This is a genomic window from Nocardia mikamii NBRC 108933 (assembly GCF_001613505.1).
Lineage (GTDB): Bacteria > Actinomycetota > Actinomycetes > Mycobacteriales > Mycobacteriaceae > Nocardia > Nocardia mikamii.
The window spans coordinates 335,281-361,202 of record NZ_BDCM01000012.1 but is presented as its reverse complement, the minus strand read 5'-3'; the positions used below and the strand labels follow the sequence as shown (position 1 = coordinate 361,202).

2 protein-coding genes are annotated in these 25,922 nt (G+C 70.1%); both read left to right on the top strand.

The window, feature by feature from the left end; all coding sequences use genetic code 11:
* Positions 1-744 precede the first annotated feature (744 nt).
* The gene (locus NMI01S_RS16475; RefSeq protein WP_157126211.1) at positions 745-25,137 is read left to right on the top strand and encodes a non-ribosomal peptide synthetase; all 24,393 of its coding nucleotides are present in this window, start codon (positions 745-747) and stop codon (positions 25,135-25,137) included.
* Complete coding sequence (locus NMI01S_RS16470; RefSeq protein ID WP_062998120.1) at positions 25,131-25,922, top strand: FkbM family methyltransferase; 792 nt, start codon at positions 25,131-25,133, stop codon at positions 25,920-25,922. Before NMI01S_RS16475 ends, NMI01S_RS16470 begins: the two co-directional genes overlap by 7 nt.

The window sequence follows — 25,922 nt, the reverse complement described above, 5'->3', positions numbered from 1 at the left end:
CCGCCGGGCGAAGCTTTCGCGGTGTCCTTGTCGGTGTCGGTCGAATCGGAAGGTTATGCTCGGAGCTCGCCGAATTTCACGGCGAGTACGGGACAGCAAAGCCGCTGTTCAGTAGTATCGGCTAGGTGCGGTGCAACGGTTTTCCGCACAGCATGGACCGCAATAGGTCACTCCGCGCGGCATCGTCGCGTGGAGCGGTGAAACAATGCTCGCCGGGGTGTTTTACCCGGGTCGGACACAATGCCGACGCAAGCTTTCGAAACCGTGGCGCGGCGGGGGGTTCGACCCGCTCGACAATAAGCTATCCACTTTGATACGGACAAATCGCTCGTAGTTCCAACCCGCTCGACAGGGCCTTCATTTGCCTTGTGCGAGTGGGGCTTTCGAGCCGCCCGGAGGTCGTGGCGGCATGTTGATAATCCGGCGAAGAGTTGTCGCACAGTGCTCGCCAAGCTCGGCGAGAGGGGGTCTTCAGCTACGCAGGGCAGGCGCACGATCCACATAACGCCCCCAATCGGACAATGCCTCTTCTCGACTCCGATTGGGGTGACGTCGTGTGCGTCGAACCGCCCGTGATCGAAAGGGGGTTACGGGCGCTCGGGTGTATTCGGGAATCCGGCAGCTCGGGGAATCGCAAATGTAATTGCATTCGCAATTGATGGTACCGCAACGGGTAATTCCGCGCACGGAAACAGGCGGTGGTGTGCGTGCTCCGTGTCTCGGAATTCGAGGAGGGGTTAAACGATGAGTCCGGATTCAGCCATGCCTGCCGACCGTAATCCTGATTTGATTCCGCTTTCCAGGGCGCAATACGGAATGTGGCTGGCGGACAACCTACCCGGCGGACCGAACGTCAACATCGCTCACTACGTCGAGATCGAGGGGCCTATCGACTACGCCGCCTTCACCGAGGCGATGAACAACGCCGCGCACGAGAGCGAGTCGCTCATCGTCCGGGTGGTCGAAGTCGGCGGTCGTCCGTATCAGTACGTCGATCGCAGCATCGTCTACGACGAGCCGCTGCTGGATCTCTGCGATTCCGCCGACCCGCACGCGGCGGCGATGGACTGGATGCGCCGCGACTACGGCACCAAGGCCGTCGATCCGGCCCGGGACCGGCTCACCGCGACCCAGCTCATCCGGATCGGCGAGGACCGGTACCTGTGGTACGCGCGCGCTCATCACCTCGTCGTCGACGGCTACGGCGCGTTCAACCTCATCAACCGCGTGGCCGAGCACTACAACGCGCTGATCGAGGGCAGGGCACCGGCGCCGCTGGCGGTGCCCGGGCTGACCGAGCTCATCGCCGCGGAGCACGACTATCGGACGAGCCGGCGGTTCGAGACCGACCGGGCGTACTGGCTGGACAAGGTTGCCGGCCTGCCGCCTGCGGCTAGTTTGGCAGGGCGCTCCGCCAAATGGAGCGAGGACGACCGCTTCGCCGGGCGCACGCTGCCGTCAGCGCTGACCGCGCGGCTCGACCGTTTCGCCGCCGACCTGCACGCCTCGACGGCGCAGGTGGTGGTGGCCGCGTTCGCCGCCTTCCTCGCGCGCATGACCGGTACCGACGAGGTCGTCCTGTCGCTGCCGGTGTCCGGGCGGGTGACCAGGCGATTGCGCAATGCGGCCGCGATGCTGGCCAATATGGTGCCGATCCGATTCACCGTGGATCCGGCGACCACGGTGGAGGACCTGATCCGCGCATCGGTGTCCGAACTCGTGCTGGCCATGCGGCATCAGCTCTACCGGTTCGAGGATCTGCGCCGCGAGTCCGATGCCCTCGACGCGGCGGCGACCTCGTTCGGCCCGATCGTCAACATCCTGTTCTTCGATTCCGAGATCCGCCTCGGCGAGGCGACCGGGCATTACCGCGCGCTGACCTCCGGGGCGCTGGACGACCTGCAACTCAACATGTACCGCGCCGGTGCCGACGCACCGCTGGCGGTCGAACTGCACGGCAACGCCAACCTGTACGGGCAGGACGAACTCGACGCCCACGCCGGCCGATTCGTCGACTTCCTCGATCGCATGTCGAACTCGCCCGCCGAGGCCCTGCTGGTCGACATCCCGCTGGCCGGTCCCGCCGAACAGCGGAGGGTGCTCGGCGAACTCGCGGGGCGCGAAGGGACGGCCACAGCGGCGACGCTCGCCGACCTCGTCACGCGGCGCGCGGCGTTCTCGCCGTCCGACGTCGCCGTCGACGACGGGACGACCGCGCTGACCTATCGCCAGCTCGACGAACGCTCCAACCGGTTCGCGCGCAGGCTCATCGCCCTCGGGGCCGGGCCCGAAACGCTGGTGGCGATCGCGCTGCCACGCGATGCCGATCTGATCGTGGCGGCACTGGCTGTCGTCAAGTCCGGCGCCGGATATCTGCCGCTGGATCGCGCACATCCGCTCGAGCGCCTCGACCATGTGCTGCGCGACGCCGCACCGATCGCCGTGGTGACGAGCCGGAGCATGTCCGATCGGCTGCCCGAGACGGGCCGCGTCGTGCTGTTCGACGACGACGCCACCGAGAGTGGCGAACCGATCACGGACGCCGACCGGGTGCGTCCACTGCGTCCCGGCAACATCGCCTATGTCATCTACACCTCGGGATCGACGGGGCGGCCGAAGGGCGTGTCGATCACGCACGGCGCGGTCGCCGCCTACGTGACCGATGCGACGGCCGAAATCGGGGTGCGCGCCGGTGACGTGTGGACGTTGTTCCATTCGTTCGCATTCGACTATTCGGTCTGGGAGATCTTCGGCGCGCTGGTTACCGGCGGCCGGATCGTGGTGGTGGACGGGCCTGTCACGCGCTCACCGGACGAGATGGTCCGCCTCGCCGCGCGGGAGAAGGTGACCGTTCTCAGTCAGACACCGTCGGCGTTCCATCAGTTCGCGGCCGCGCGACAGCGCTATGTGGACGCCGGGCAACCCGATGGTGAGCTCGCGCTGCGCCTCGTCGTGCTCTCGGGTGAAGCGCTGGATCCGGCGAGTCTGTCCGACTGGTACGCGCGGAATCCGGATCTGCCCGTGCTGGCCAACAGCTACGGCATCACCGAAACCACGGTTTTCGTCACCTACACCCCGTTGGCGGCCGAGTCTGCCGTGCCGGGCGCGCCCAGCATCATCGGAACGCCGCTGCCGGGCCTGCGGGTGTACGTCCTGGACGAGCGTCTGCGGCCGGTGCCGCTGGGCGCCTGGGGCGAAATCTACGTCGCCGGAGCGCAACTCGCCCGCGGTTATGTCGGCCGCCCCGGGGTGACCGCGGGACGCTTCGTCGCCGACCCGTTCGGCGCGCCGGGTGCGCGGCTGTACCGCAGCGGTGACATCGCACGCCGGAACATCAAGGGCGAGTTGGAGTATCGAGGCCGCGCCGATCGACAGGTGCAGCTGCGCGGGTTCCGGATCGAACTCGACGAGATCCGCGCCGCGCTCATCGGCCACAGTTCGGTGTCGGCGGCGGTCGTCGTGGTGCATCTGCCCGGTACCGAGGCGGCCCGGCTGCTGGCCTACGTGGTGCCGGCCTCCGGCGCGGTCTGCGCGGCCGACGAGCTGCGCACGCATGTGCGCTCGATCCTGCCGGACTACATGGTCCCGGCCCACGTCGTCGTTCTCGACGCGCTGCCGCTGACGGTCAACGGCAAGGTGGACCATCGGGCCCTGCCGGAGCCGGCCCCGGATTCGGCGGCGGCCTACGTCGCGCCGCGCACGGCCGTGGAGGAGACCATCACGGGCATCTTCGCCGAGGTCCTGGGCGTCGCCCGGGTCGGTGTGCTGGCCGACTTCTTCGAGCTGGGCGGCAACTCGCTGACGGCCACGGGAGCCGCCGTGCGCATCGCCGAATCGACCCGGTGCGAGGTGTCGGTGCGCGAGCTGTTCGAGAAGCCGACCGCGGCCCAGCTCGCCGCCCATATCGACGGTGCCCGCCGGTCCGCTCGGCCCGCGCTGCGGCCACAACCGCGCGTCGACCACATCCCGCTGGCACCGGCGCAGACCCGGATCTGGCTGATCAATCAGATCGAGCCCGAATCGGGGGCGTACAACATTCCGCTGGTGCTGCGGCTGTCCGGACGTCTCGACACTGCCGCCCTGCGCGCGGGCCTCGCCGATGTGATCGAACGGCACGAATCCTTGCGCACGATGTATCCGGCCGTGAACGGCCGAGGCACACAGGTGATTCTGCCGCCCGAGGATGTGGTCGCGGAGTTGGATGTGACACCGCGGCGCATCGGCGCCGACGAACTCGACCACCGGATCGGTGAGCTGGTGTCGACCGGAACCGATGTGCGTCACCGGCCGCCGATCCGGGTGGCACTGTTGGCCACCGGCGATCACGGGCACGTCCTGGTGGTCGTGCTGCACCACATCTGCTGCGACGGATCGTCGCTGCCGCCACTCGCGGCCGATTTCGCCACCGCCTACCGCGCGCGGGCGCAGGGGCACGCCCCCGGCTGGCAGCCACTGCCGGTGCAATACGCCGATTACAGCATCCGGCAGCACATGTTACTGGGCGACGACACCGATCCGGAGTCGCTCGCCTCTCGCCAATTGCACTACTGGACAGCGCAATTGGCGGATATGGCGCGGCCGCTGGAACTCCCGGTCGACCGCCGGCGCCCGGACCGCCGGTCCCTGCTCGCCGATGTCGTCGACACCGCGATCACCGCCGAGACCTACGCCGGGATCGAGCAACTGGCGCGCACGGCGAAGGTCACCACCTTCATGGTCGTGCACGCCGCGCTGGCCGTGCTGCTGGCCCGGCTGTCGGGTTCGGCGGATATCACCGTCGGCACGCCGGTCGCGGGCCGCGGCGAACGCGTGCTGGAGCCGTTGATCGGCATGTTCGTCAATACCGTCCCGTTGCGGACGGGAGTACGTGACGACGAAACGTTCGCGGAGTTCCTCGCGCGGGTCGAGGACATCGACGTCGGCGCGCTCGCCCACAGCGACCTGCCCTACGAACGGGTCGCCGAAGCGGTCGAGCCCATGACGGCGGCGGCGCAGGACCCGCTGTGCCGGGTATATCTGGCATTCGACAATATGGAGCGCCCGACCCTCGAATTGGCGGGCGTCACCGCCGAGGTCCTGGATCCGGGACCGCAGCCGGCGAAGGTCGATCTGATCGTCACCGTCGCCGAGAACGCCCGGGCTGCAGGCGATCTCCCGATGCGGATCAACTACGCGGCCGACCTGTTCGACCGAGGCACGGTCGAGGAGTTCGCCGCACGCCTGCATCGGATTCTCGAATCGGTCGTGCGAGATCCCGGGCAGCGGGTCGGCGCGGTCGATGTGCTGTCGGCCGGCGAGCGCGCCGCGCTGGTGCCCGCATCCGGTGGCGGTGCCGACGCGCCCCTCGTGCTGGCCGAGCTGCTGACGGTCCGGGATCCGGAGGCGGTGGCAATCGTATCGGGCGGGCACACCCTGACCTACGGGGAGTTGGACGCCCGATCGAACCAGCTGGCGCGAGTGCTGATCGAGTACGGGATCGGAGCCGACGACCGGGTCGCGCTGATGCTCTCGCGGTCGGTGGAACTCGTGGTGGGAATGTGGGCGGTGGCCAAGACGGGGGCGGCCTTCGTTCCCGTGGATCCGCGCAATCCGGCCGAGCGGGTGGCGGTGATGCTCGCGAACGTCCGGGTCGCGGTCGCCGTGATCGCGACGCGGGATCTGGTGCCGCACACCACCGAGCGGGTGGTTCTCGACGAGCCGCGCACCGAGGCCCGCATCACGTGCCGCTCCGCGTCCCCGGTGACCGACCGCGACCGGATTCGCCCGTGCCGGGTGTCGAATACGGCGTACGTGGTCTACACGTCGGGTTCGACCGGCGAGCCGAAGGGCGTCGCCGTGACGCACGCGGGTGTGGCGAATTTCGCTGCCGAACAACGGGAACGGTATCGGATCGGCGATTCCGCGCGAGTGCTGCAGGTGGCGGCTCCGGGCTTCGACGCGCTGGTGCTGGAACTGCTGATGGCACACCCGCACGGTGCGGCGCTCGTGGTCTCCCCGCCGGAGGTCTTCGCCGGTGAACCGCTGACGGAATTGATTCGCAGGCAACGGATCTCACATGCGTTTCTCACGCCCAGCGTGCTGGCGACGATGTCGCCCGCCGACATCGGGTCGTTGCGAGTGCTGGTGGCCGGTGGGGAGGCGGTCTCGGCCGACACCGTCGCGGTGTGGGGTCCCGGCCGCCGGTTGCACAACGGCTACGGACCGACCGAGACCACGATCATGGTGGCGATCAGCGATCCGCTCGGACCCGGCGACCGGGTGACGATCGGCGGTCCGATCCGCGGTGTGCGGGCGCTGGTTCTGGACGAGCGGCTACGGCCGGTGCCGGTCGGGGTGACAGGACAGCTGTACATCTCCGGCATCCATCTCGCCCGCGGATATCTCGATCGGCCCGCGGACACGGCGGCGGCGTTCGTCGCCGAGCCGTTCGGCGCGGCGGGGGAGCGGATGTACCGCACCGGCGATCTGGCCCGCTGGACCCCCGAACGCACCCTCGAATACGCCGGGCGTACCGACTTCCAGGTGAAGATTCGCGGGCAGCGCATCGAACTCGGTGAGATCGAGGCCGTCCTGGCCGGTCATCCGGACGTCGCCGCCGCGGTCGCGGTGAGCGTCGCGACCGAGGGTGGAATGCGGCTCGCCGCCTATCTCGCGTCCGTCGACGACGTCGTCGACGTGGCCGCCGTAACGTCCTATGCCGCGCGCCACCTGCCCGCGCATATGGTTCCCGAGTCCGTGACGGTACTCGACGCCCTCCCGCTGACCTCGGTGGGCAAGGTCGACCGCGCCGCCTTACCCGATCCGGTATTCGACAGTGCGCGAGCAGCTTTCGTCTCGCCGCGCGATGCGGCCGAACAACTCGTCGCCGATGTGTGCGGCGCCGTGCTGGGTATCGACCGGGTCGGCGCCGCGGACGACTTCTTCGCCCTCGGCGGCAACTCGCTGTCGGCGACGCGGCTGGTCGCGCGGCTGAGTGCCGCGTTCGGTGTCGAGGTGTCGTTGCGCACCGTCTTCGACGCGCCGACGGTCGCGGCGCTCGCCGCGGCGCTGCGCACCATCGACACACCCGGGCGGGAACCGTTGCTCCCGCAACCGCGACCGGCGCGCATTCCGCTCTCGCCGGCCCAGGCCCGGATGTGGTTTCTCAACCAGTTCGACACCGACTCCGCGCTCTACAACATCGCCCTGGTGATGGGTATGTCCGGCCCCCTCGACGTGGCGGCCCTGCGCGCGACCGTCGCCGATGTGCTCGACCGGCACGAGGCGTTGCGCACCGTGCATCCCGACAGTGATACCGGGCCGCATCAGGTGATTGTGCCGGTGCGTGAGGCGCTGGCGGCGCTGGAGCCGGTGACCGTTCCCGCGGCCGATCTCGAGGCGCGCATCGCCGCGACGGCGGCCGCGGGATTCGACGTCACCCGCGACATTCCGTTCCGGATCACCCTGCTGCGCACCGCCCCCGAGCAACACACGCTGGTCCTCGTCGTCCATCACATCAGCTTCGACGGATCCTCGCTCGCGCCACTGGCCGCCGACCTGATGACCGCCTACGAGGCACGCCGCCGGCAGCAGGCACCGCGATGGGATCCGCTGCCCGTGCAGTACGCGGACTACGCACTGTGGCAAGGGAAACGGCTCGGCACCGAAGACGATCCGAGCGCTCCGGCCGCCGTGCAGGTCGACTACTGGCGCACGGCGCTGGCCGATCTGCCCGAAGTGCTGGATCTGCCCACCGATCGCCCGCGCCCGGCGCGGCAGAGCTTCCGCGGTGCGACAGTGTCCTACACCCTGCCGTCCGATCTCGGGCGTGCGCTCATCGCACTCGGCCGCTCGAGCGATGCGACGGTTTTCATGGTGCTGCACGCGGCGTACGCCGCCCTGCTGGCACGCCTGTCGGGCAGCGCGGACATCGCGGTCGGCACGCCGGTCGCCGGGCGCGGCGAACCCGGGCTCGAACACCTGATCGGCATGTTCGTCAACACGCTGGTGTTGCGCACCCGCATCGACCCCGGCGCTTGCTTCCGCCGGATTCTGGAGCAGGTCCGCGCGACCGATCTGGCCGCCTTCGACCATGCCGACATCCCGTTCGAACGTCTCGTCGAGGTGCTGAATCCGCCTCGCTCCACCGCCCATGCGCCGCTGACCCAGGTGGGTTTCGCATTCCACAACATCGACATTCCGGCGGTGCGGTTCGAAGGTTTGACCGTCGACGCCCGGACCGCCGACCCGAGCGTGGCCAAATACGATCTGCACCTCAATCTCGTCGACACCGCGCGCCGCGACGGTGAACCGGGTGGGATGGCCCTCGAATTCGGTTATGCGACAGACCTGTTCGACGAATCCACGATCCGCTCGATGATCGACCGATTCGTGCTGCTGCTGCGCGCGGTGGTCGACCGGCCCGACCGCGCGATCGGCGATATCGACCTGCTGACCGGCGAAGAGGCGCGCGAGCTGGCTGTTCGCGAAACGGGCGGGACCATGGCGCCGTCCTCGGCGACCATCGCCGAACTCTTCGCGGCCCAGGCCGCCGCGACACCGCGGGCGAGCGCCGTACTCGACGCCGAGCACGGCACGCGACTCGACTACGGCGAGTTCGCGGCCCGGGTGAACGCACTCGCGCGGACGTTGATCGACCGAGGCGTCGGCCCGGACACCGTGGTGGCCGTGGCGATGCGCCGCTCGATCGACCTGCTGACCGCCCTCTACGCGATCCATGCGGCCGGTGGGGCGTATCTGCCGCTGAATCCGGAACATCCACTCGATCGGGTGCGCGCCGTGCTCAGCGCGGCACGGCCCCGGGCGGTACTCACCCGCCGATCCGACGAGGCGAACCTGCCCGGCGACCTCCCGGTCTGGGACCTCGCCGAACTCGGCGGCCGATCGCGCGACGGCGCGCCGGTGACCGACCGCGACCGGCTCGGGCCGCTGCGACCGGAGAACCTCGCGTACGTCATCTACACCTCCGGCTCGACCGGGGTGCCGAAGGGCGTGGCGGTATCGCATGCCGCGGTGGTCAATCAGCTGCGCTGGCTGCGCGAGCACTACCGGCTCGGTGACGACGTCATGCTGTTGCGGACCCCGGTCACCTTCGACCTGTCGGTGTGGGAACTGTTCTGCGCCTTGACCTGTGGCGCCGAGTTGGTGGTCGCCGGCCCGGGTGCGGGCGCCGATCCGGAGGCGGTCGCGCGGCTGATCGCCGACCATCACATCACCACGGCCGACTTCGTGCCCTCGCTGCTCTCGGCGTTCGAGGAGGCGGCGGCCGGTCACCGCTTCCCCGACCTGCGGCGCGTGCTGTGCATCGGCGAAACGCTGCCGGCCGACACCGTCCGCCGCTTCCGGCAACTCAGCGACGCCCGCCTGGACAACCTGTACGGGCCGACCGAGGCCGCGGTCAGCGTCACCGCCTACCACGTCGACGGTATCGACGGCGGAACCGTGCCGATCGGTACGCCGGAGCCGAATGTCGTGGTCCACGTGCTGGATTCGCGTCTGCACCCGGTACCGGCGGGTGTGACCGGTGAGTTGTATCTGGGCGGGGTCCAGCTCGCCCGCGGCTATCACCGGCGCACGGACCTCACCGCCGCGACATTCGTGGCCGACCCTCTCGGCAGCGCACCCGGGTCGCGCATGTACCGCACCGGTGATCTGGTTCGCTGGGAGAAGGGCGGCGTCCTGAGCTACGTCGGGCGCGCCGACGATCAGGTCAAGATTCGCGGGCTGCGCATCGAACCGGGCGATATCGAGGCGGCACTGCTCGCGCAGGACGAGGTGAGTGCGGCGGTGGCACGCGTCTACACGGCCCGCGGCGAGCAACGCCTGATCGCCTACGTGGTCGCACCGGAAACCATGGACGCCAGGCGGATTCGGTGCCGGCTGCTGGAACGCCTGCCGGCCTATATGGTGCCGTCCGCCGTCATCCGGATCGACAGGGTGCCGCTCACGGCGAACGGGAAGATCGACTACCGGGCCCTGCCGGTCCCGGACTCGATCGGGCAGACGGAATACCGTGCACCCCAGGGGATCGTGGAACAGACCGTCGCCCAGGTCTTCACCGAACTGCTCGGCGTGCCCGTCGTGGGCGCGGACGACGACTTCTTCGATCTGGGCGGCAATTCACTCGTCGCCACGCGCGCTCTGAGCCGGATCGGCGCCACACTCGATGCGGCCGTGCCGGTACGGATGATCTTCGAAGCGCCCACCGTCGCCGAACTCGCCGAGCGCATCACCCGGCTGCGGGGCGTGCCCGCGCTGCCCGCCCCGGCACCCGGACCGCGACCGGATCGCCTGCCGTTGTCGACGGCGCAGACCCGGATGTGGTTCCTCAACCAGTACGACCCGCAGGCGCCGGGATACATTGTGCCGCTGGCGGTCCGGCTCGAAGGTGGCCTCGACGCGGACGCGCTCACGGCAGCCGTCGGCGACGTGGTCGAACGGCACGAGAGCCTGCGCACCGTGTACCCGGCGGTCGACGGCGTGCCCGCGCAGGTGGTGCTGGACGCGGCCGCCGTCGTCGCGGACTGGGATCTGACACCGCGGCGGATCGGCGAGCATGAGCTGGCCGGCCGGTTGGCCGCGCTGTCGACCACCGGATTCGACGTGGCCGAGGCGGTGCCGGTGCGGGTCGCGCTGTATCAGCTGTCGGACACCGTCCGGGTGATCGCGATCGCGGTGCACCACATCAGCTGCGACGGCTATTCGGTGGCGCCGCTGGCCGCCGATCTCGTGGCGGCGTATCGGGCACGGGCCGGTGCCCACCCGTCGGATCGTCCGCCGCTGCCGGTGCAGTTCGCCGATTACGCGCTGTGGCAGCGCGCGGTGCTCGGCTCGCCCGACGATCCCGAATCGCCGGTGGCCCGCGATATCGCCTACTGGCGAACGCGACTGGCCGGCATACCCGAGCTGGTCGAACTGCCCGCCGACCGGCCGCGACCGGTCGACCAGAGCCACCGCGGCGCACTGATCCACGCCCACATCCCGGCGGAACTGCAGAGCCGGGTGGAATCGCTGGCCCAGCGCACGCGAGCCACGACCTTCATGGTGGTGCACACGGCGCTCGCGGTCCTGCTGTCGGGCCTGTCCGGCAGCGACGACGTCACCGTCGGCGTACCGCATGCCGGCCGCGGCCACCGGGTGCTCGACGACCTGGTCGGCATGTTCGTCAACACCTTGGTGCTGCGCACGCGCGTCACGCTCGACCGGACGTTCACCGGATTGCTGGACGCGGTGCGCCGCAACGATATCGAGGCCTTCGACCACGCGACCGTGCCGTTCGAGCAACTGGTCGACGCGCTGCGTCCGGCCCGCTCGACCGCGCACTCACCGCTGTTCCAGGTGATGCTCGCCTACCAGAACATGGTGCGCGCGCGTGTGGAACTTCCGGACCTCATCGTCGAAACCATCGATCCCGGTGACAGTTCCGCGATCTACGACCTGCTCTTCATGGTGACGGAGGAGCACGGCCCCGGCGGTGAGCCGGCGGGCATGACGCTGCGGCTGACCTACGCGACCGACCTGTTCGACGCGGAATCGGCACAGCGTTTCGCGGACCGGTTCGTCCGCCTGCTCGACGCGCTCACGACCGACGCCGACGCGCCGCTCGGCGAGCTCGACCTGCTCGATGCCGACGAACGGCAGCTGGTGCTCAAACGCTGGAACGACACCGGCGACCCGATGTCGGTGGGGCGAACCCTCGTGGACGGCTTCGGCGAACAGGTGCGCCGCACCCCGCACGCTCCGGCGATCCTGCCCGCCGACGGCGACGCGCTGACCTATCGGGACTTCGCCGACCGTGTCCACCGGCTGGCCCGATGGCTGATCGCGCGCGGTGCGCGCACGGAAACCACTGTGGCCGTGGCAGTTCGACGCTCGGCCGATCTCGTGACAGCGTTGTACGCGGTGCTGAACTCGGGTGCGGCCTTCGTCCCGATCGATCCGCAGCAGCCGAGCCGGCGCATCGCCGACGTGCTGGACGCGGCACGACCGCTCCTGGTTCTCACGACCTCGGCCGACGGCGACGGCATCCCGCCTGATTATCCGCGGGTGGATCTCGATCGGCTCGATCTGTCCACGCTGTCCGGCGACGCGATCACCGATGCACATCGCCTGGCGCCACTGCGGCCGGACAACGTGGCCTACGTCCTGTTCACCTCCGGCTCCACCGGCGTGCCCAAGGGGGTGGCGCTGACCCACGCCGCCACCGCGAGTCAGCTGGCCTGGGCGCAGCGGCAGTGGCCGCACGGCGCCGGCGATACGGTCCTGTACAAGACGCCCGTCACCTTCGACATCGCGGTGTGGGAGCTGTTCTGGCCGTTGCAGACCGGTGCGCACATCGTGATCGCCGAACCCGACGGGCATCGCGACCCGGCCTATCTCGCGGACTGCATCGCGACCCGGGAAATCACGACCGTGCATTTCGTCCCGTCGATGCTCGACGTTCTTCTCGAAACCGTCGGCGACTCGGAATTGCCCTCGGTGCGAAGGGTATTCGTCGCCGGGGAGGCGCTGCCGCAAGCCACTGTCGATGCCGCGGCGCGGGTGTTCACCGCCGCGGAGGTGGTGAACTGGTACGGCCCGGCCGAAGCGGAGGTGGTGACCTCCGCGCGATGCCTGCCCGGCGCGACGATTCCCGCGACGGTCCCGATCGGGGCGCCGGTCTCCGGCATGCGGGTGTACGTGCTGGACCGGAGACTGCGTGCGGTGCCGGTCGGCGTCGTCGGCGACCTCTACGTCTCCGGTGTGCAAGTGGCGCGCGGCTACCACGGCCGCGCCGATCTGACCTGCGCGGCCTTCGTCGCGCATCCGTTCGGCGCACCGGGCGAGCGGCTGTACCGCACCGGAGATCTGGTGCGCTGGACCAGATCCGGCGAACTGGACTTCCTGGGCCGCAGCGATTTCCAGGTGAAGGTGCACGGCCAGCGCGTCGAGCCGGGGGATATCGAGGCGGCGGCGTGCGCGGTTCCGGAGGTCGCGCGCGCGGTCGCGGTCGCGACCGCGGAGCGCATCGTGGCCTATGTGACGCTCAGGCCGGGCGCGGTGATCGACGGGCGGGCGATCAGGGACCGGCTCGCTCGGCTGCTGCCGTCGTATCTGGTTCCGGGTCGCGTCGAGGTGCTCGACCGGATGCCGCTCACCGCGAACGGCAAACTCGACCGCGCCGCACTCCCGCAACCGGAGTTCGACGATCCGGCGGAATTCGTGCCGGCGCGTACCGATCACGAAGCGGCACTGGCCGATATCGTCGCCACGCTCACCGGCGGAGAGCGAGTGAGTGTCGTGGCGAACCTGTTCGAGTTCGGTGTCGACTCGCTGTCGGCCGCCCGGCTGGCCGCGCGCGCGGAGACGGCGCTCGGGATCCGGGTGGGAATCCGGGACATCTTCCAGGAGCCGACGATCGCCGGACTGGCGGCCCGTCTCGCACAGCGCACATCGTCGGCGCCGATCCCGCTCGCGCCGCGGCCACGTCCGGCCACGGTCCCGCTGGCGGCGGCACAGCGACGGCTGTGGTTCATCAACCAGTTCGATCCCGACTCGGCGGCCTACAACATCGGCTTCGCGGCGCGGTTGACCGGCGCCCTGGATCCGGGCGCCTTGCGCGCGGCGTTCGAGGACGTCGTAGGACGTCACGAACCCCTGCGCACCTTCTATCCCACGGTGGCCGGCGAACCCTGCCAGGTGGTGCGGGAAGGGGCAGCCGTCGCCGCGCAGCTGGCACCGGATGCGGAGCCGGCCGACGAGGACACGCTTCCGGAGCGGATCCGGCAGACCGTCGCGGCGGGCTTCGACGTCGCGGCCGAGGTCCCGGTGCGCGCGCGGGTGTATCGCACCGGGCCGGCGCAGCACATGCTGGTGCTGGTCGTCCATCACATCGCCGCCGACGGCTCGTCGATGGCACCGCTGGCCCGCGACATCTTCACCGCCTACGCGGCACGCGTGAAAGATGAAGCACCGCAATGGAAACCGTTGACCGTCCAGTACGCCGACTACACCCTGTGGCAGCGAGACGTGCTCGGCGCCGAGGAGGATCCGGAATCGGTGACGGCACGCCAGGCCGCTTACTGGACGGCGGCTCTGGCCGACGCGCCGGAGCTGCTGGATCTGCCGGCCGATCATCCACGGCCCGCGACCATGTCGATGACCGGTGGCAGTGTTCGATTCGGCATACCGGCGCGACTGCACCACGCGATCGTCGAGCTGGCCCACCGCGAGGGCGTCACCGTCTTCGTCGTGCTGCATTCCGCGCTGGCGCTCGTGCTGGCTCGTACCGCGCACACCGGCGACATATCGATCGGCACCCCCGTGGCAGGGCGCGGGACGGCGGCGCTGGACGATCTGGTCGGCATGTTCGTCAACACCGTCGTGCTGCGCACACCGGTCCGCGACGACGTGTCGTTCGCCGAGCTCGTCGCGCAGGTGCGCGGCATCGACCTCGAGGCGCTCGCGCACGCCGATCTGCCCTACGAGCGGCTGGTCGATCTGCTCGACCGGCCCCGGTCCACGGCCTACACGCCGCTGTATCAGGTGCTGTTCGGATTGCAGCACACCCCGGCGGACCGATTCCGGCTGCCCGACGTCGAGGTGGAACTGGTCGATCCCGGTGTCGCCCAGGCCAAGACCGATCTCACCGTCCTGCTGACCGATGACCCCGGCCGTGCCGGGGCCACCGGAATGGACGGCGAAATCATCTACGCCACCGATCTTTTCGTCGAATCCACCGCCCGCGCGCTGGCTGACCGGTTCGTTCGCGTACTCGACGCGGTGGTCCACGATCCGGCCCGGCCGGTGGGCGACATCGCGCTGCTCGACGCCGACGAGGCCGAGCGGCTGGTGCCCGCGCGGGGCGGCGCCGCACCCGCAGCGCGGCTGCTTCCGGAGCTGCTCGCCGCAGCGGTGACGACCGCTCCCGAGGCGATCGCGCTGATCGACGGCACTCGCACCCTCACCTACCGAGAGCTCGACGCGCGCGCGGAAGAGCTTGCCGCCCGGTTGTTCTCGGCAGGTGCGAAACCAGGGGTGTGCGCGGCGCTGGCCGTGCCACGCTCGGCGGACTATCACATCGCCATGTGGGCGATCGCGAAGACCGGCGCCACCTTCGTGCCGCTGGACCTGCGCTATCCGCCGGAGCGGATCGCCTATCTGCTGCGCGACTCCGGCGCCGGCCTCGGCATCACGACGACCGCCGCGCGCGCCGCGCTGCCCCGCGATGTGCGCTGGCTGATGCTCGGCGAACCCCTGTCCCTGGGCGAGGTCGCGGTGAAACGTCCACGCGCACCGCGGCTCCGGGATGCGGCCTATGTGATCTACACGTCCGGATCGACCGGGACGCCGAAGGGCGTGATGGTCACCCACGAGGGGCTCGCCGCCTTCGCGGAGGAGCAGCGCGATCGCTATCGAGTCGAGCGCGGCTCGCGCATCGTGCAGGTCGCGTCCCCGGCCTTCGATGCCGTTCTGCTCGAAGCGCTGATGGCGCACGCCGCCGGCGCGGCGCTCGTGGTGGCGCCCCCGGAGGTGGTCGGGGGCGCGGACCTGGCCGCACTGATGGCGGCGCATCGGGTGACGCATGCGTTCCTGACGCCGAGTGTGCTGGCGACGATGTCACCCGCCGAGGTCGATTCGGTGCGGGTGCTCGCGGTCGGTGGCGAGAAGGTGGCACCCGATCTGATCGCGGCGTGGGCGGCTGGGCGGCGGCTGCACCACATCTACGGCCCGACCGAGACGACGATCGTGATCACGATCAGCGATCCGGTGGGTCCGCACGAAGTCCTCACCATCGGCGGGCCGATCCGCGGCGCCGAGGCGGTGGTGCTGGACGCGCGGCTGCGCCCGGTACCGATCGGCGTGCCGGGGGAGCTGTACCTCGCCGGGGCCGCGCTGGCACGCGGATATATGAATCGCCCTGCCGTCACGGCGGCATCGTTCGCGGCGAATCCATACGGACCGCCCGGGAGCCGGATGTACCGCACCGGCGATATCGTGCGCTGGACCGAGCAGGCCACGCTGCAGTACGTCGGCCGGCTCGATTTTCAGGTCAAGATCCGAGGTCAGCGGGTCGAGCTGGGCGAGATCGATGCCGCATTGCTCGCACATCCGGCCGTCACCACCGCGGTCACCGTGACTCGCACCGGCCCCGGCGGAAGGACCGTGCTCGCCGCCTATGTCACCCTCGGTTCCACCGCGACCGCCGCACCGGGCGAGATCCTCGATCGGCTCGCGGTCGCCCTGCCCGCGCATATGGTGCCGGCGACGATCACCGTCCTGGACCGGTTGCCGCTCACCTCGACCGGCAAAGTGGATCGAAAAGCGTTGCCGGAACCGGACTTCGACGTCGGTCCCGAGGGGGCGGCGACCCTCGCCGACGAACTCGAGCGGACCGTGGCCGCCGCCTTCACCGATGTGCTGGGTGTGAGCGGCGTCGGCGCGACCACCTCCTTCTTCGCGCTGGGTGGCGATTCCATCATGTCGATCCAGCTGGCGTCGCGATTGCGGGCCGTCGGGATCGGTGTGACGGCGCGAGATATCTTCGAGCGCAAGACCGTTCGCGGATTGGCGCAGGTCGCGCAGGCGCCGGCGCGGGCGGCGCTCGAGGAACTGCCCGGCGGCGGGGTGGGCGAGGTCGCGCTCACGCCGATCGTGGCCTGGTTCGTCGAGCATCTCGGAGCGCCGGCGCGGTTCGCGCAGTCCATGCTGGTGCGGTTGCCGCGCGACGCGCGGGTCGAGGACGTGTGTGCGACCGTACGGGCGGTCGTCGAACGCCACGACGTGCTGCGCTCCCGGCTCCGGGCGGGCCGCTGGGATGTGCTGCCGCCGAGCGCATCCGAGGCCGCCGGATCGGTGTCGGTGCGCACCTTCGGCGCCGGCGAACGGCCCGGCTCGCCGGGCTTCACCGCCGTGGTGGAGGCGGCGTCGGCCGCGGCGGCCGACCGGCTCGACCCGGCGACCGGTGCCATGATGCACGTCGTCTGCCTGCTGCCCGAGCCGCGGGTGGACGCGGAGGCACGCGCACTCATCGTGATCCATCACCTGGCCGTCGACGCGGTGTCGTGGCGCATTCTGCTGCCCGACTTCGCCACCGCGTGGCAGCGGATCGTCGCCGGACGGGCCGTCGAGCCGGCCACCCCCGGCACCTCGATGCGGCGCTGGGCCGACGCGCTGGTCGAAACCGCCGCCGCGCGCGCCGAGGAGTTCCCACTGTGGCAACACCTGTGCTCCATTCCGGACCCGGTGCTCGGACGCGCGAAGGCCGATCCCGCGCTGGACACCCAGTCGACGGTGCGCCACCTGACCGTCACACTGCCGGTGGACGTGACCTCGGCGTTGCTGCGCGCGGTGCCCGCGGCCGTCCACGGCGCCGTCGACGATGCGCTGCTGGCCGCGCTGGCCATGGCGGTGCGACGCTGGCGCGAGCGCCGCGGCATCGACTGTGCGACGACGAGTGTCATGCTCGAGGGACACGGGCGCGAGGAAGGGATCGTGGAAGGGGCGGACCTTTCCCGGACGGTCGGCTGGTTCACCACTCGGTATCCGGTGGTCCTCGACCTCGACGGGACCGACTCCGCCGACGTGCCTGCCGCCGTGAAATCGGTCAAGGATCAGTTGCGTGAAATCCCCGACAAGGGAGTCGGTTACGGACTCCTGCGCTTCCTGAATCCCGCGACCGCCCAGCGATTCGCCGAGCTGCCGGAACCGCAGATCGCCTTCAACAACCTCGGGCGCACCGGTGTCGATCGCGCGGACCCTGTGGATCCGGCGTGGGTTCCGTCCGGCGAAACCTTCGATCAGCGTGCGGCGTTCGAGCCGGATATGCCGGTGGCGGCGGTGCTCACCATCGATGTGACCGTGTTCGATACGGCCGCCGGACCGCAACTGTCGGCATACGTCGGCTACGCCTCCCGGCTGCTCGACCACGACGAGGTCGCCGAACTCACCGGCGAATGGGTCGAGGCGCTCACCGCCGTCGCGGCCGCCGCCGATCGGGACTGGGGGCTCAGCCGCGCCGATGTGCCGCTCGTCGACGTCACCCGCAGCGATCTCGACGCGTTCGCCCACCGCTACGGACGCCTCGACGACGTGTGGCCGTTGGCGCCGCTGCAGGCCGGCCTGCTCTTCCATGCCGAGATCGCCGCGGGCGACCTGGACGTCTATCTGGCCCAATCCGTGCTCACCCTCTCCGGCGAGGTCGACGGCGCCCGGTTCCTGCGTGCCGCGCATGCCCTGCTCGACCGGTACCCGAATCTGCGTGCCGCATTCGCGCGTACCGCCGAAGGTGTTGCGGTGCAGGTGATTCCGGAGCGCGTCGAGGTGCCGTGGCGGCAGGTCACGCTCTCCGGCGTCGCAACCGAGACCGCGGCCCTGCTCGATGCCGAGCGGGCGTCGTTCTTCGATCCGGCGCAACCGCCGCTGCTGCGATTCGTGCTCGCCACGGTGGGGCCGGGCGATTTCCGGCTGATCCTGACCGCCCACCACCTCCTGCTCGACGGATGGTCGCTGCCGCTGCTGTGGCGGGAACTGATCGGCCTGTACGCGGTGGACGCACAACCCGAGCTGCTACCGGACGCGGCGTCCTACCGCGACTATCTGGAATGGCTGGCTCGCCGCGATCGTGCCGCGAGCGAGGCGGTGTGGCGCGACGCGCTGCGCGATGTCACCGAACCGACCCTGGTCGCCGATCCGCACGCCGATGCGGCCGCGACCATGCCGATCGATCTGCCGGTGGAGGTCGACGGTGAGATGAGCGCCGAGCTGGCGGACTTCACGCGGTCCCGCGCGGTGACGATGGCGACGATCGTCCAGTTCGCCTGGGCGGTGGTCGTGGGCAATCTGCTCGGCTCCGAGCGTGTCGTCTTCGGCAGTACGGTATCCGGCCGGCCCGCCGACCTGGCCGGGGTGGAGTCGATGATCGGACTGTTCATCAACACGATTCCGGTCGTCGCCGACGTGCGCCGCGAGGACACACTCGAGCAGGCCCTGACTCGGCTGCAGGCCGGCAACACCGGCCTGCTCGACCATCACTACCTGGAACTACCACGGATACTGTCGGCGGTCGACACGGTGACGCTGTTCGACACGCTGGTGGTGTTCGAGTCCTATCCGGTCGACAGCAGCGGACTGGGCGCCGCCGACATCGACGGCATGCGGGTGGACGCGGCGGACGGGCGCGACGCCGCGCACTACCCGATCACCGTCCAGGCCCACCACACCGACCGGCTGCACATCCGGTTGCGCTACCGGCGGGACCGGATCACCGACGCGACGGCGTCGGCGCTTGCCGACCGGCTGGCGATGGTGTTGCGAGCGATCACGAACGATCCCGGGGCGCAGCTGATGTCACTGGATCTGCTGCACCGGGCCGATCGCGCCGCCGTCGTCCCCGCCACCGGAGGCGTGGCGGTCGCGCCGCAACGCGCGGACCGGTTGCTCGCCGCCGGCATGTGGTTGAATCCCGCTGCGCCGGCGGTGATTTCGGGCCGGCAGACGATGTCCTACGCCGAACTCGACGCCCGCTCGAACCGGTTGGCGCGATCGTTGATCGAGCAGGGGATCGGTCCCGGTGAGCAGGTCGCGCTGGTGCTGCCGCGGTCGGCGGAACTCGTCGTCGGACTGTGGGCGACGGCCAAGACGGGCGCGGCGTTCCTGCCGGTCGACCCGCGCAATCCGGCCGACCGCGTTGCCCACATGCTCGCGGATTCCGCTGTGCGAGTGGCGCTCACGGTCTCGCAGGTGCGGGACCTGCTACCCGATGCGGTGTTCCCGCTGATCCTCGACGACCCGCGGACCGAGACCGCGATCGCCGCGAAGTCCGCGGCCACGATCACCGAGACGGAACGCGTGCGCACACCACGAACCGCGGACGCGGCCTACGTGATCTACACCTCGGGATCCACCGGAGTGCCGAAGGGGGTCGTGGTCACCCATGAGGGGCTGGCGAACCTCGCCGCGGTGGTGCGCGACCGCTTCGGCATCGACACCGGTTCACGGGTGCTGCACGCGGCGGGCCCGGGCTTCGACGCGATGGTCCTCGAGATACTGCTGGCCCATACCGGCGGCGCGGTGCTGGTCGTCGCGGGGCCGGACGCCTATGCCGGGGAAGACTTGACCGACGTTGTCCGGGCCCACCGGGTAACGCACGCCTTCCTCACCCCGAGCGTGCTGGCCACCCTGTCCCCGGACGGTATGGACTCGTTGCGGGTACTCGTGGCGGGCGGGGAGGCGGTGACACCGGAGCTGGTCGCGGTGTGGGCGCCGGGCCGGCGGCTGCTGAACGGGTACGGACCGACCGAGGCCACCATTTTCGCCGGCATCAGCCCGGCGCTGGCGCCGGGCGAGGTGGTGACCGTCGGCCGCCCGATCCGCGGTATGGAGGCCGTCGTGCTCGACCCGTGGCTGCGTCCGGTGCCGGTCGGGGTGGCGGGGGAGTTGTACCTGGCGGGCCCGCAACTGGCTCGCGGCTACGCGAACCGGCCCGCGGCGACCGCGACCGCGTTCGTCGCGAATCCGTTCGGCCCGGCAGGTTCTCGCCTGTACCGCACCGGCGACCTGGCCCGCTGGACACCGGAGTACGCGGTGGAATATCTCGGCCGCCGCGACTTCCAGGTCAAGATCCGCGGGCAGCGCATAGAACTCGGCGAGATCGAGGCCGTGCTGGCCGAGCACCCCGGTGTCGAGCGGGTGGCGGTGGCGGTGCGCGCCGACGAGCGCGGCACCTCGCGACTGGCCGCGTATCTGGTCGGCGACGCCGACATCGATCCGGACGAGGTCACCGCCGCCGCCCGCCGCCGTCTGCCCGCGCAGATGGTGCCAGATGTCGTGCTGCGCATCCCCGAGCTCCCGCTGACCGCGACCGGCAAACTGGACCGATCGGCGCTGCCGGCACCGGATTTCGCAGTGCGGCGACGCCGGATCGCTCCCGGCACCGACACCGAACAACGCATCGCGGACGTCTTCGGTGACGTCCTGGGCGTCGCCGACGTCGGTGCGACCGACAACTTCTTCGAACTCGGCGGCACGTCGCTGTCGGCCACCCGGGCGGTGGCCCGCGTGCGCACGGCCCTGGGTGTGCACGTCGGCATCCGGGATCTGTTCGACGCCCCGACGGTCGCCGAACTGGCCGCGCGTCTGGCCGACGCCGACCGGGCCGTCGCGGCGCGGCCGGTCGCGCGGACCCGCCCCGACCGGATCCCGCTCTCGCCCGCACAGCAACGGATGTGGTTCCTCAACCGCTTCGACACCTCGGTCGGCGCGTACAACATCCCGCTGGTGATCCGGCTGCGGGGCGACCTCGATGTCGACGCGCTGCGGCGGGCGTGCGCGCTGGTCATCGACCGGCACGAATCGCTGCGGACCCGATTCCCGATGATCGACGGAGCCCCCTGCCAGGTCGTGATCGGCGCCGACGAGGTCGCGCCCGCCCTGATCCCGATCCCGGCCGACGAACGGCAGATCCTCGAGCGAGCGGCGGCGGTGGTGTCCGCGGGCTTCGACGTCACCCGGGAGGCGCCGGTACGCGCCGAACTGTTCGCCCTCGGCGACCGTGATCACGTGCTGGTGATCGGCGTCCACCACATCTGCGCCGACGGACAGTCGATGATGCCGCTCGCCCGCGACGTCGCGCTCGCCTATGAGGCGAGCCGGCAAGGAACACAACCGAATTGGCCGCCACTGCCCCTGCAGTACGCCGACTACGCACTCTGGCAGCGCGAGATGCTCGGCGACGAGACGGACCCGGACTCACTGGTCTCCCGGCAGCTGCGATTCTGGACCGGTACCCTCGCCGGATTGCCCGAACTTCTCGAACTGCCGACCGACCGGCCCCGCCCGCCCGTGGCGTCCATGCACGGCAGCACCCTCGATTTCGAGCTGTCCGCCGAACTGCACGCCCGCATCGATGCCCTCGCCCGGGCGGCCGACGCGACGGTGTTCATGGTGTTGCATGCCGGGCTGGCGGTCCTGCTGTCGAAGCTGGCCGCGGTTGGCGATATCGCGATCGGCACCCCGGTGGCCGGCCGTGGCGACCGCGAACTCGACGATCTGATCGGCATGTTCGTCAACACCCTGGTGTTGCGGACCCGGGTAACGTCGCCGCGGGCGTTCGAGGAACTGCTCGCCGCGGTCCGGGACACGGATCTGGCGGCCTTCGCGCACGCCGACGTGCCCTTCGAAGAGATCGTGGAGGAGCTGAATCCGCGGCGCTCGACCGCGCACATGCCGCTCTACCAGGTGACCCTCGACGTGCAGGATCTCAATGCCGCCACGCTGGAGTTGGCGGGACTCACCGTCGAACCTCTCGAGGAGGTCTTCGATCAGGCACGCGCGGATCTCAACGTCAAACTCGTCCCGCGACCCGGACCCGACGGCCGGCCGGGCGGAATGGCCGGCCGGCTCACCTTCGCCACCGACCTGTACGTCGAAGAGACGATGCGGCGATTCACCCAGGCGCTCGTCCGCGTCCTCGAGCAGGCGACCGCGAATCCCGCTGTCGCCGTGGGGGATATCGATATCGTCGAGCCCGGCGAGCGCCGCCGGATACTGGCGGCCGCCGGGACCGGCGGTACCGCGGTGGCGGAACTGACCCTGTCCGAGCTGCTTTCCGCCCGCGTCGCGGCGCAGCCCGACGCGATCGCGGTGAGCGACGGTACGGCACAGCTCACCTATGCGGAACTGGATCGACGCGCGACCCGGCTCGCCGCCCGTCTAGCCGCGCACGGCGCACGACCGGAAACGCTGGTGGCGGTGGCGCTGCCGCGGTCGGTCGACCTGATCGTCGGACTGCTCGCCGTCGTGCGCGCGGGCGCGGGATACCTGCCGCTGGACACCGCGAATCCGCCGCGTCGCCTGCGTTTCGTCATCGACGACGCACGGCCCGTCGTGGTGCTGACCTCGGCCGATATGGCCGCGCAGGTGCCGAGGTGCGCGACGCCGATGGTGTCGATCGACGATGCGGAGACCGAATTCGACGCCGGTAGCGCGCGGGCGCCGGTGGCCGCGCGGCCGGACAACCTGGCCTACGTCATCTACACCTCCGGATCGACCGGCACCCCCAAGGGCGTCGCGGTCACCCACCGCGACGCCGTCACGCTGCTGACCCACGCCGCCGAACGATTCGACGTCCACCCCGGCGACGTGTGGACGATGTTCCATTCCTACGCATTCGATTTCGCGGTGTGGGAGATGTGGGGTGCGCTGCTGACCGGCGGCAGACTGGTCGTCGTCGACCACGACACCGCCCGCTCGCCCGACGCACTGGTGGAACTGGTTGCACGCGAGCGCGTCACGATCCTGAGCCAAACCCCCTCCGCCTTCTACGGTTTCGCCGACGCCGAACGCAGATATCGCGAAACCGACCGTGCCCATAGTGATCTCGCGCTCCGCTACGTCGTCTTCGGCGGCGAGGCCCTGGACGCGGCGCGATTGTCGGGATGGTTCGCCGCCCACGAGCCCGGTTCACCGCGGTTGGTCAACATGTACGGGATCACCGAAACGACGGTGCATGTGACCTTCGCCGAGGTCGGCGGCCCGGGCGCGGACCGGATCGGGGTACCGCTGCCGGGACTGCGAGCCTATGTGCTCGACGACCGGCTGCGGCCCGTGCCGATCGGGGTGCGCGGTGAAATCTGCATCGCCGGAGCGCAACTCGCGCGCGGATACCTGCGCGCACCCGCGGCGACGGCCGGCCGTTTCGTGGCGAATCCGTTCGACCCGGACGGCGCCCGGCTGTATCGCACCGGCGACCTCGGCCGCTGGCGTGAGACCGGCGCCGGGCTGGAACTGGCCTATGCGGGTCGTGGTGACGCCCAGGTTCAGCTGCGCGGATACCGGATCGAGCTGGGGGAGGTCGAGTCGGCGTTGCTGCGGCATCCGTCGGTCGCGCGGGCCGCGGCGGCCGTACATCGTCACGAGCGCGAGGTCGACCAGCTGATCGGATACGTGGTCGCCGCCGACGGACAGCGTCTCGATCCGGGGCAGGTGCGGGCGGCCGCCGCCGAGGTGCTGACGAGTTACATGGTGCCCTCGATGGTGATGGAGCTCGACGATCTGCCGCTGACGGTCAACGGCAAACTGGACCGGAAAGCCCTGCCCGCACCCGATTTCGACGCGGCCGCGCAACGGTTCGTCGCACCGCGCACCCACACCGAGAAGGTGATCGGCGAGGTATACGAGCAGATCCTGGGCGCCGCGCGCGTCGGGGCGACCGACGGCTTCTTCGATCTGGGCGGCAACTCGCTGCTGGCCACCATGGCGGTGACCGAACTGCACACGCGCGGTGTGACGATCGAATTGCCGTGGATGTTCGAGGATGCGACACCGCGGACGCTGGCCCGCCGCGCCGACGAGTACGACGGCGCGTCGGGGCTGAGGGTGCTGCTTCCGTTGCGCGCGAACGGATCCGAGCCGGCCGTGTTCGCCGTGCATCCGGCGGGGGGCCTGGCGTGGTTCTACGGCGGGCTCATCGAACATCTGCATCCGGATCGGCCGGTCTACGGCCTGCAGGATCCGCACGTCGTCGCCGGTGAACCCGCCGCCACCTCCGTCGACGAATTGGCCGACCGCTACGTGACCGAGATCCGCCGAGTGCAGCCCACGGGCCCCTACCACCTGCTGGGGTGGTCGCTCGGCGGGCAGATCGCGCACGCGATGGCGGTGCGGTTGCGCCGCGACGGCGCCCGCGTCGGCATCGTGGCGCTGCTCGACAGCGCGGCCGGCGCGCTCCCGCAACCCGTTGCCGACGAACCCGCACCCGGACGACTGATGACCGATCTGCTCGGCGGCTGGCGCGAACTGTTCGACCTGGGCGACGAACTGGTGGTGAGCACGCACGAGCAAGCGTGGGAGGTCATCCGCGAGCAGGTGATCGCGACCGGACTGTTCACCGCCGAACAGACCGATCGGGTCATGGCGAGCTTCCGCACCGCCGGCGATATCTCCACCGGCCATCGGCCCGAAGTCTTCGACGGTGACCTGCTCCTGTTCACCGCCGGACAGGATCACCCCGACCACGACGCTCTCGCCACTACCTGGCGGCCCTACGTGGGCGGCGACATCCACAACGTCGTCGTCGACGCCCGCCATCTCGAATTGAGCCATCCCCATGCGCTGGCAGTCGTCGGCCCCGTCCTCGAAAGGTTCATGGAACAATGCTGACCACTCTGCAACACGTGCGACTCGATGACGGCAGAACGGTGACCTGCACCAGCCCTGCCGAAGCCAGAATGCTGTGGGGGGAGACGACCGCGGCCGACGGGTTCTACCGGCACGCGGCCGAATTCCTCAGTCCCGGCGAGGTCGTGCTCGACATCGGCGCCAATATCGGCCTGAGCGCGATGATGTTCGCCGACACCTGCCCCGGCACCCGCGTCATCGCGGTCGAACCGGTGCCGATGACCTTCCGATGCCTGGACCGCAATATCGCGGCGCATGTTCCCGGCGGGATATCGCTGCGGACCGCGGTCGGTGCGACGCCGGGGACCCGGCCGTTCACCTGGTATCCGCGCGCGACGGCGAATTCCGGCTTCTTCGCCGATCGCGCGGCCGACGACGAAGCGACCGCCACCTATCTGCGCAACAACGGGCTGGACGACCGCGCCATCGCGGTCATCACGCAGGGGCTGCACGACGGCGTACAGCTGGAGGTCGGAGTCACCACCGTATCGGCGATCCTGGACCAGCACTGCCGAGGATGCGAGATCGGCTTGCTCAAGGTCGACGTCGAACGCGCGGAATGGGATGTGCTGCTCGGCATCACCGCCGCGGACTGGCGGCGCATCCACGTCGTCGTGGCCGAGGTCCACGATCGCGACGGCCGTCTGCGCGAGGTCTGCGACCTGCTCACGCGGCAGGGCATGTCGGCGCAGACCCGCCAGGACCCGCGTCTGGTCGGCACCGAAATGCACGAGGTCTTCGCCGTCCGGCCGCGCATCGATCGGTGA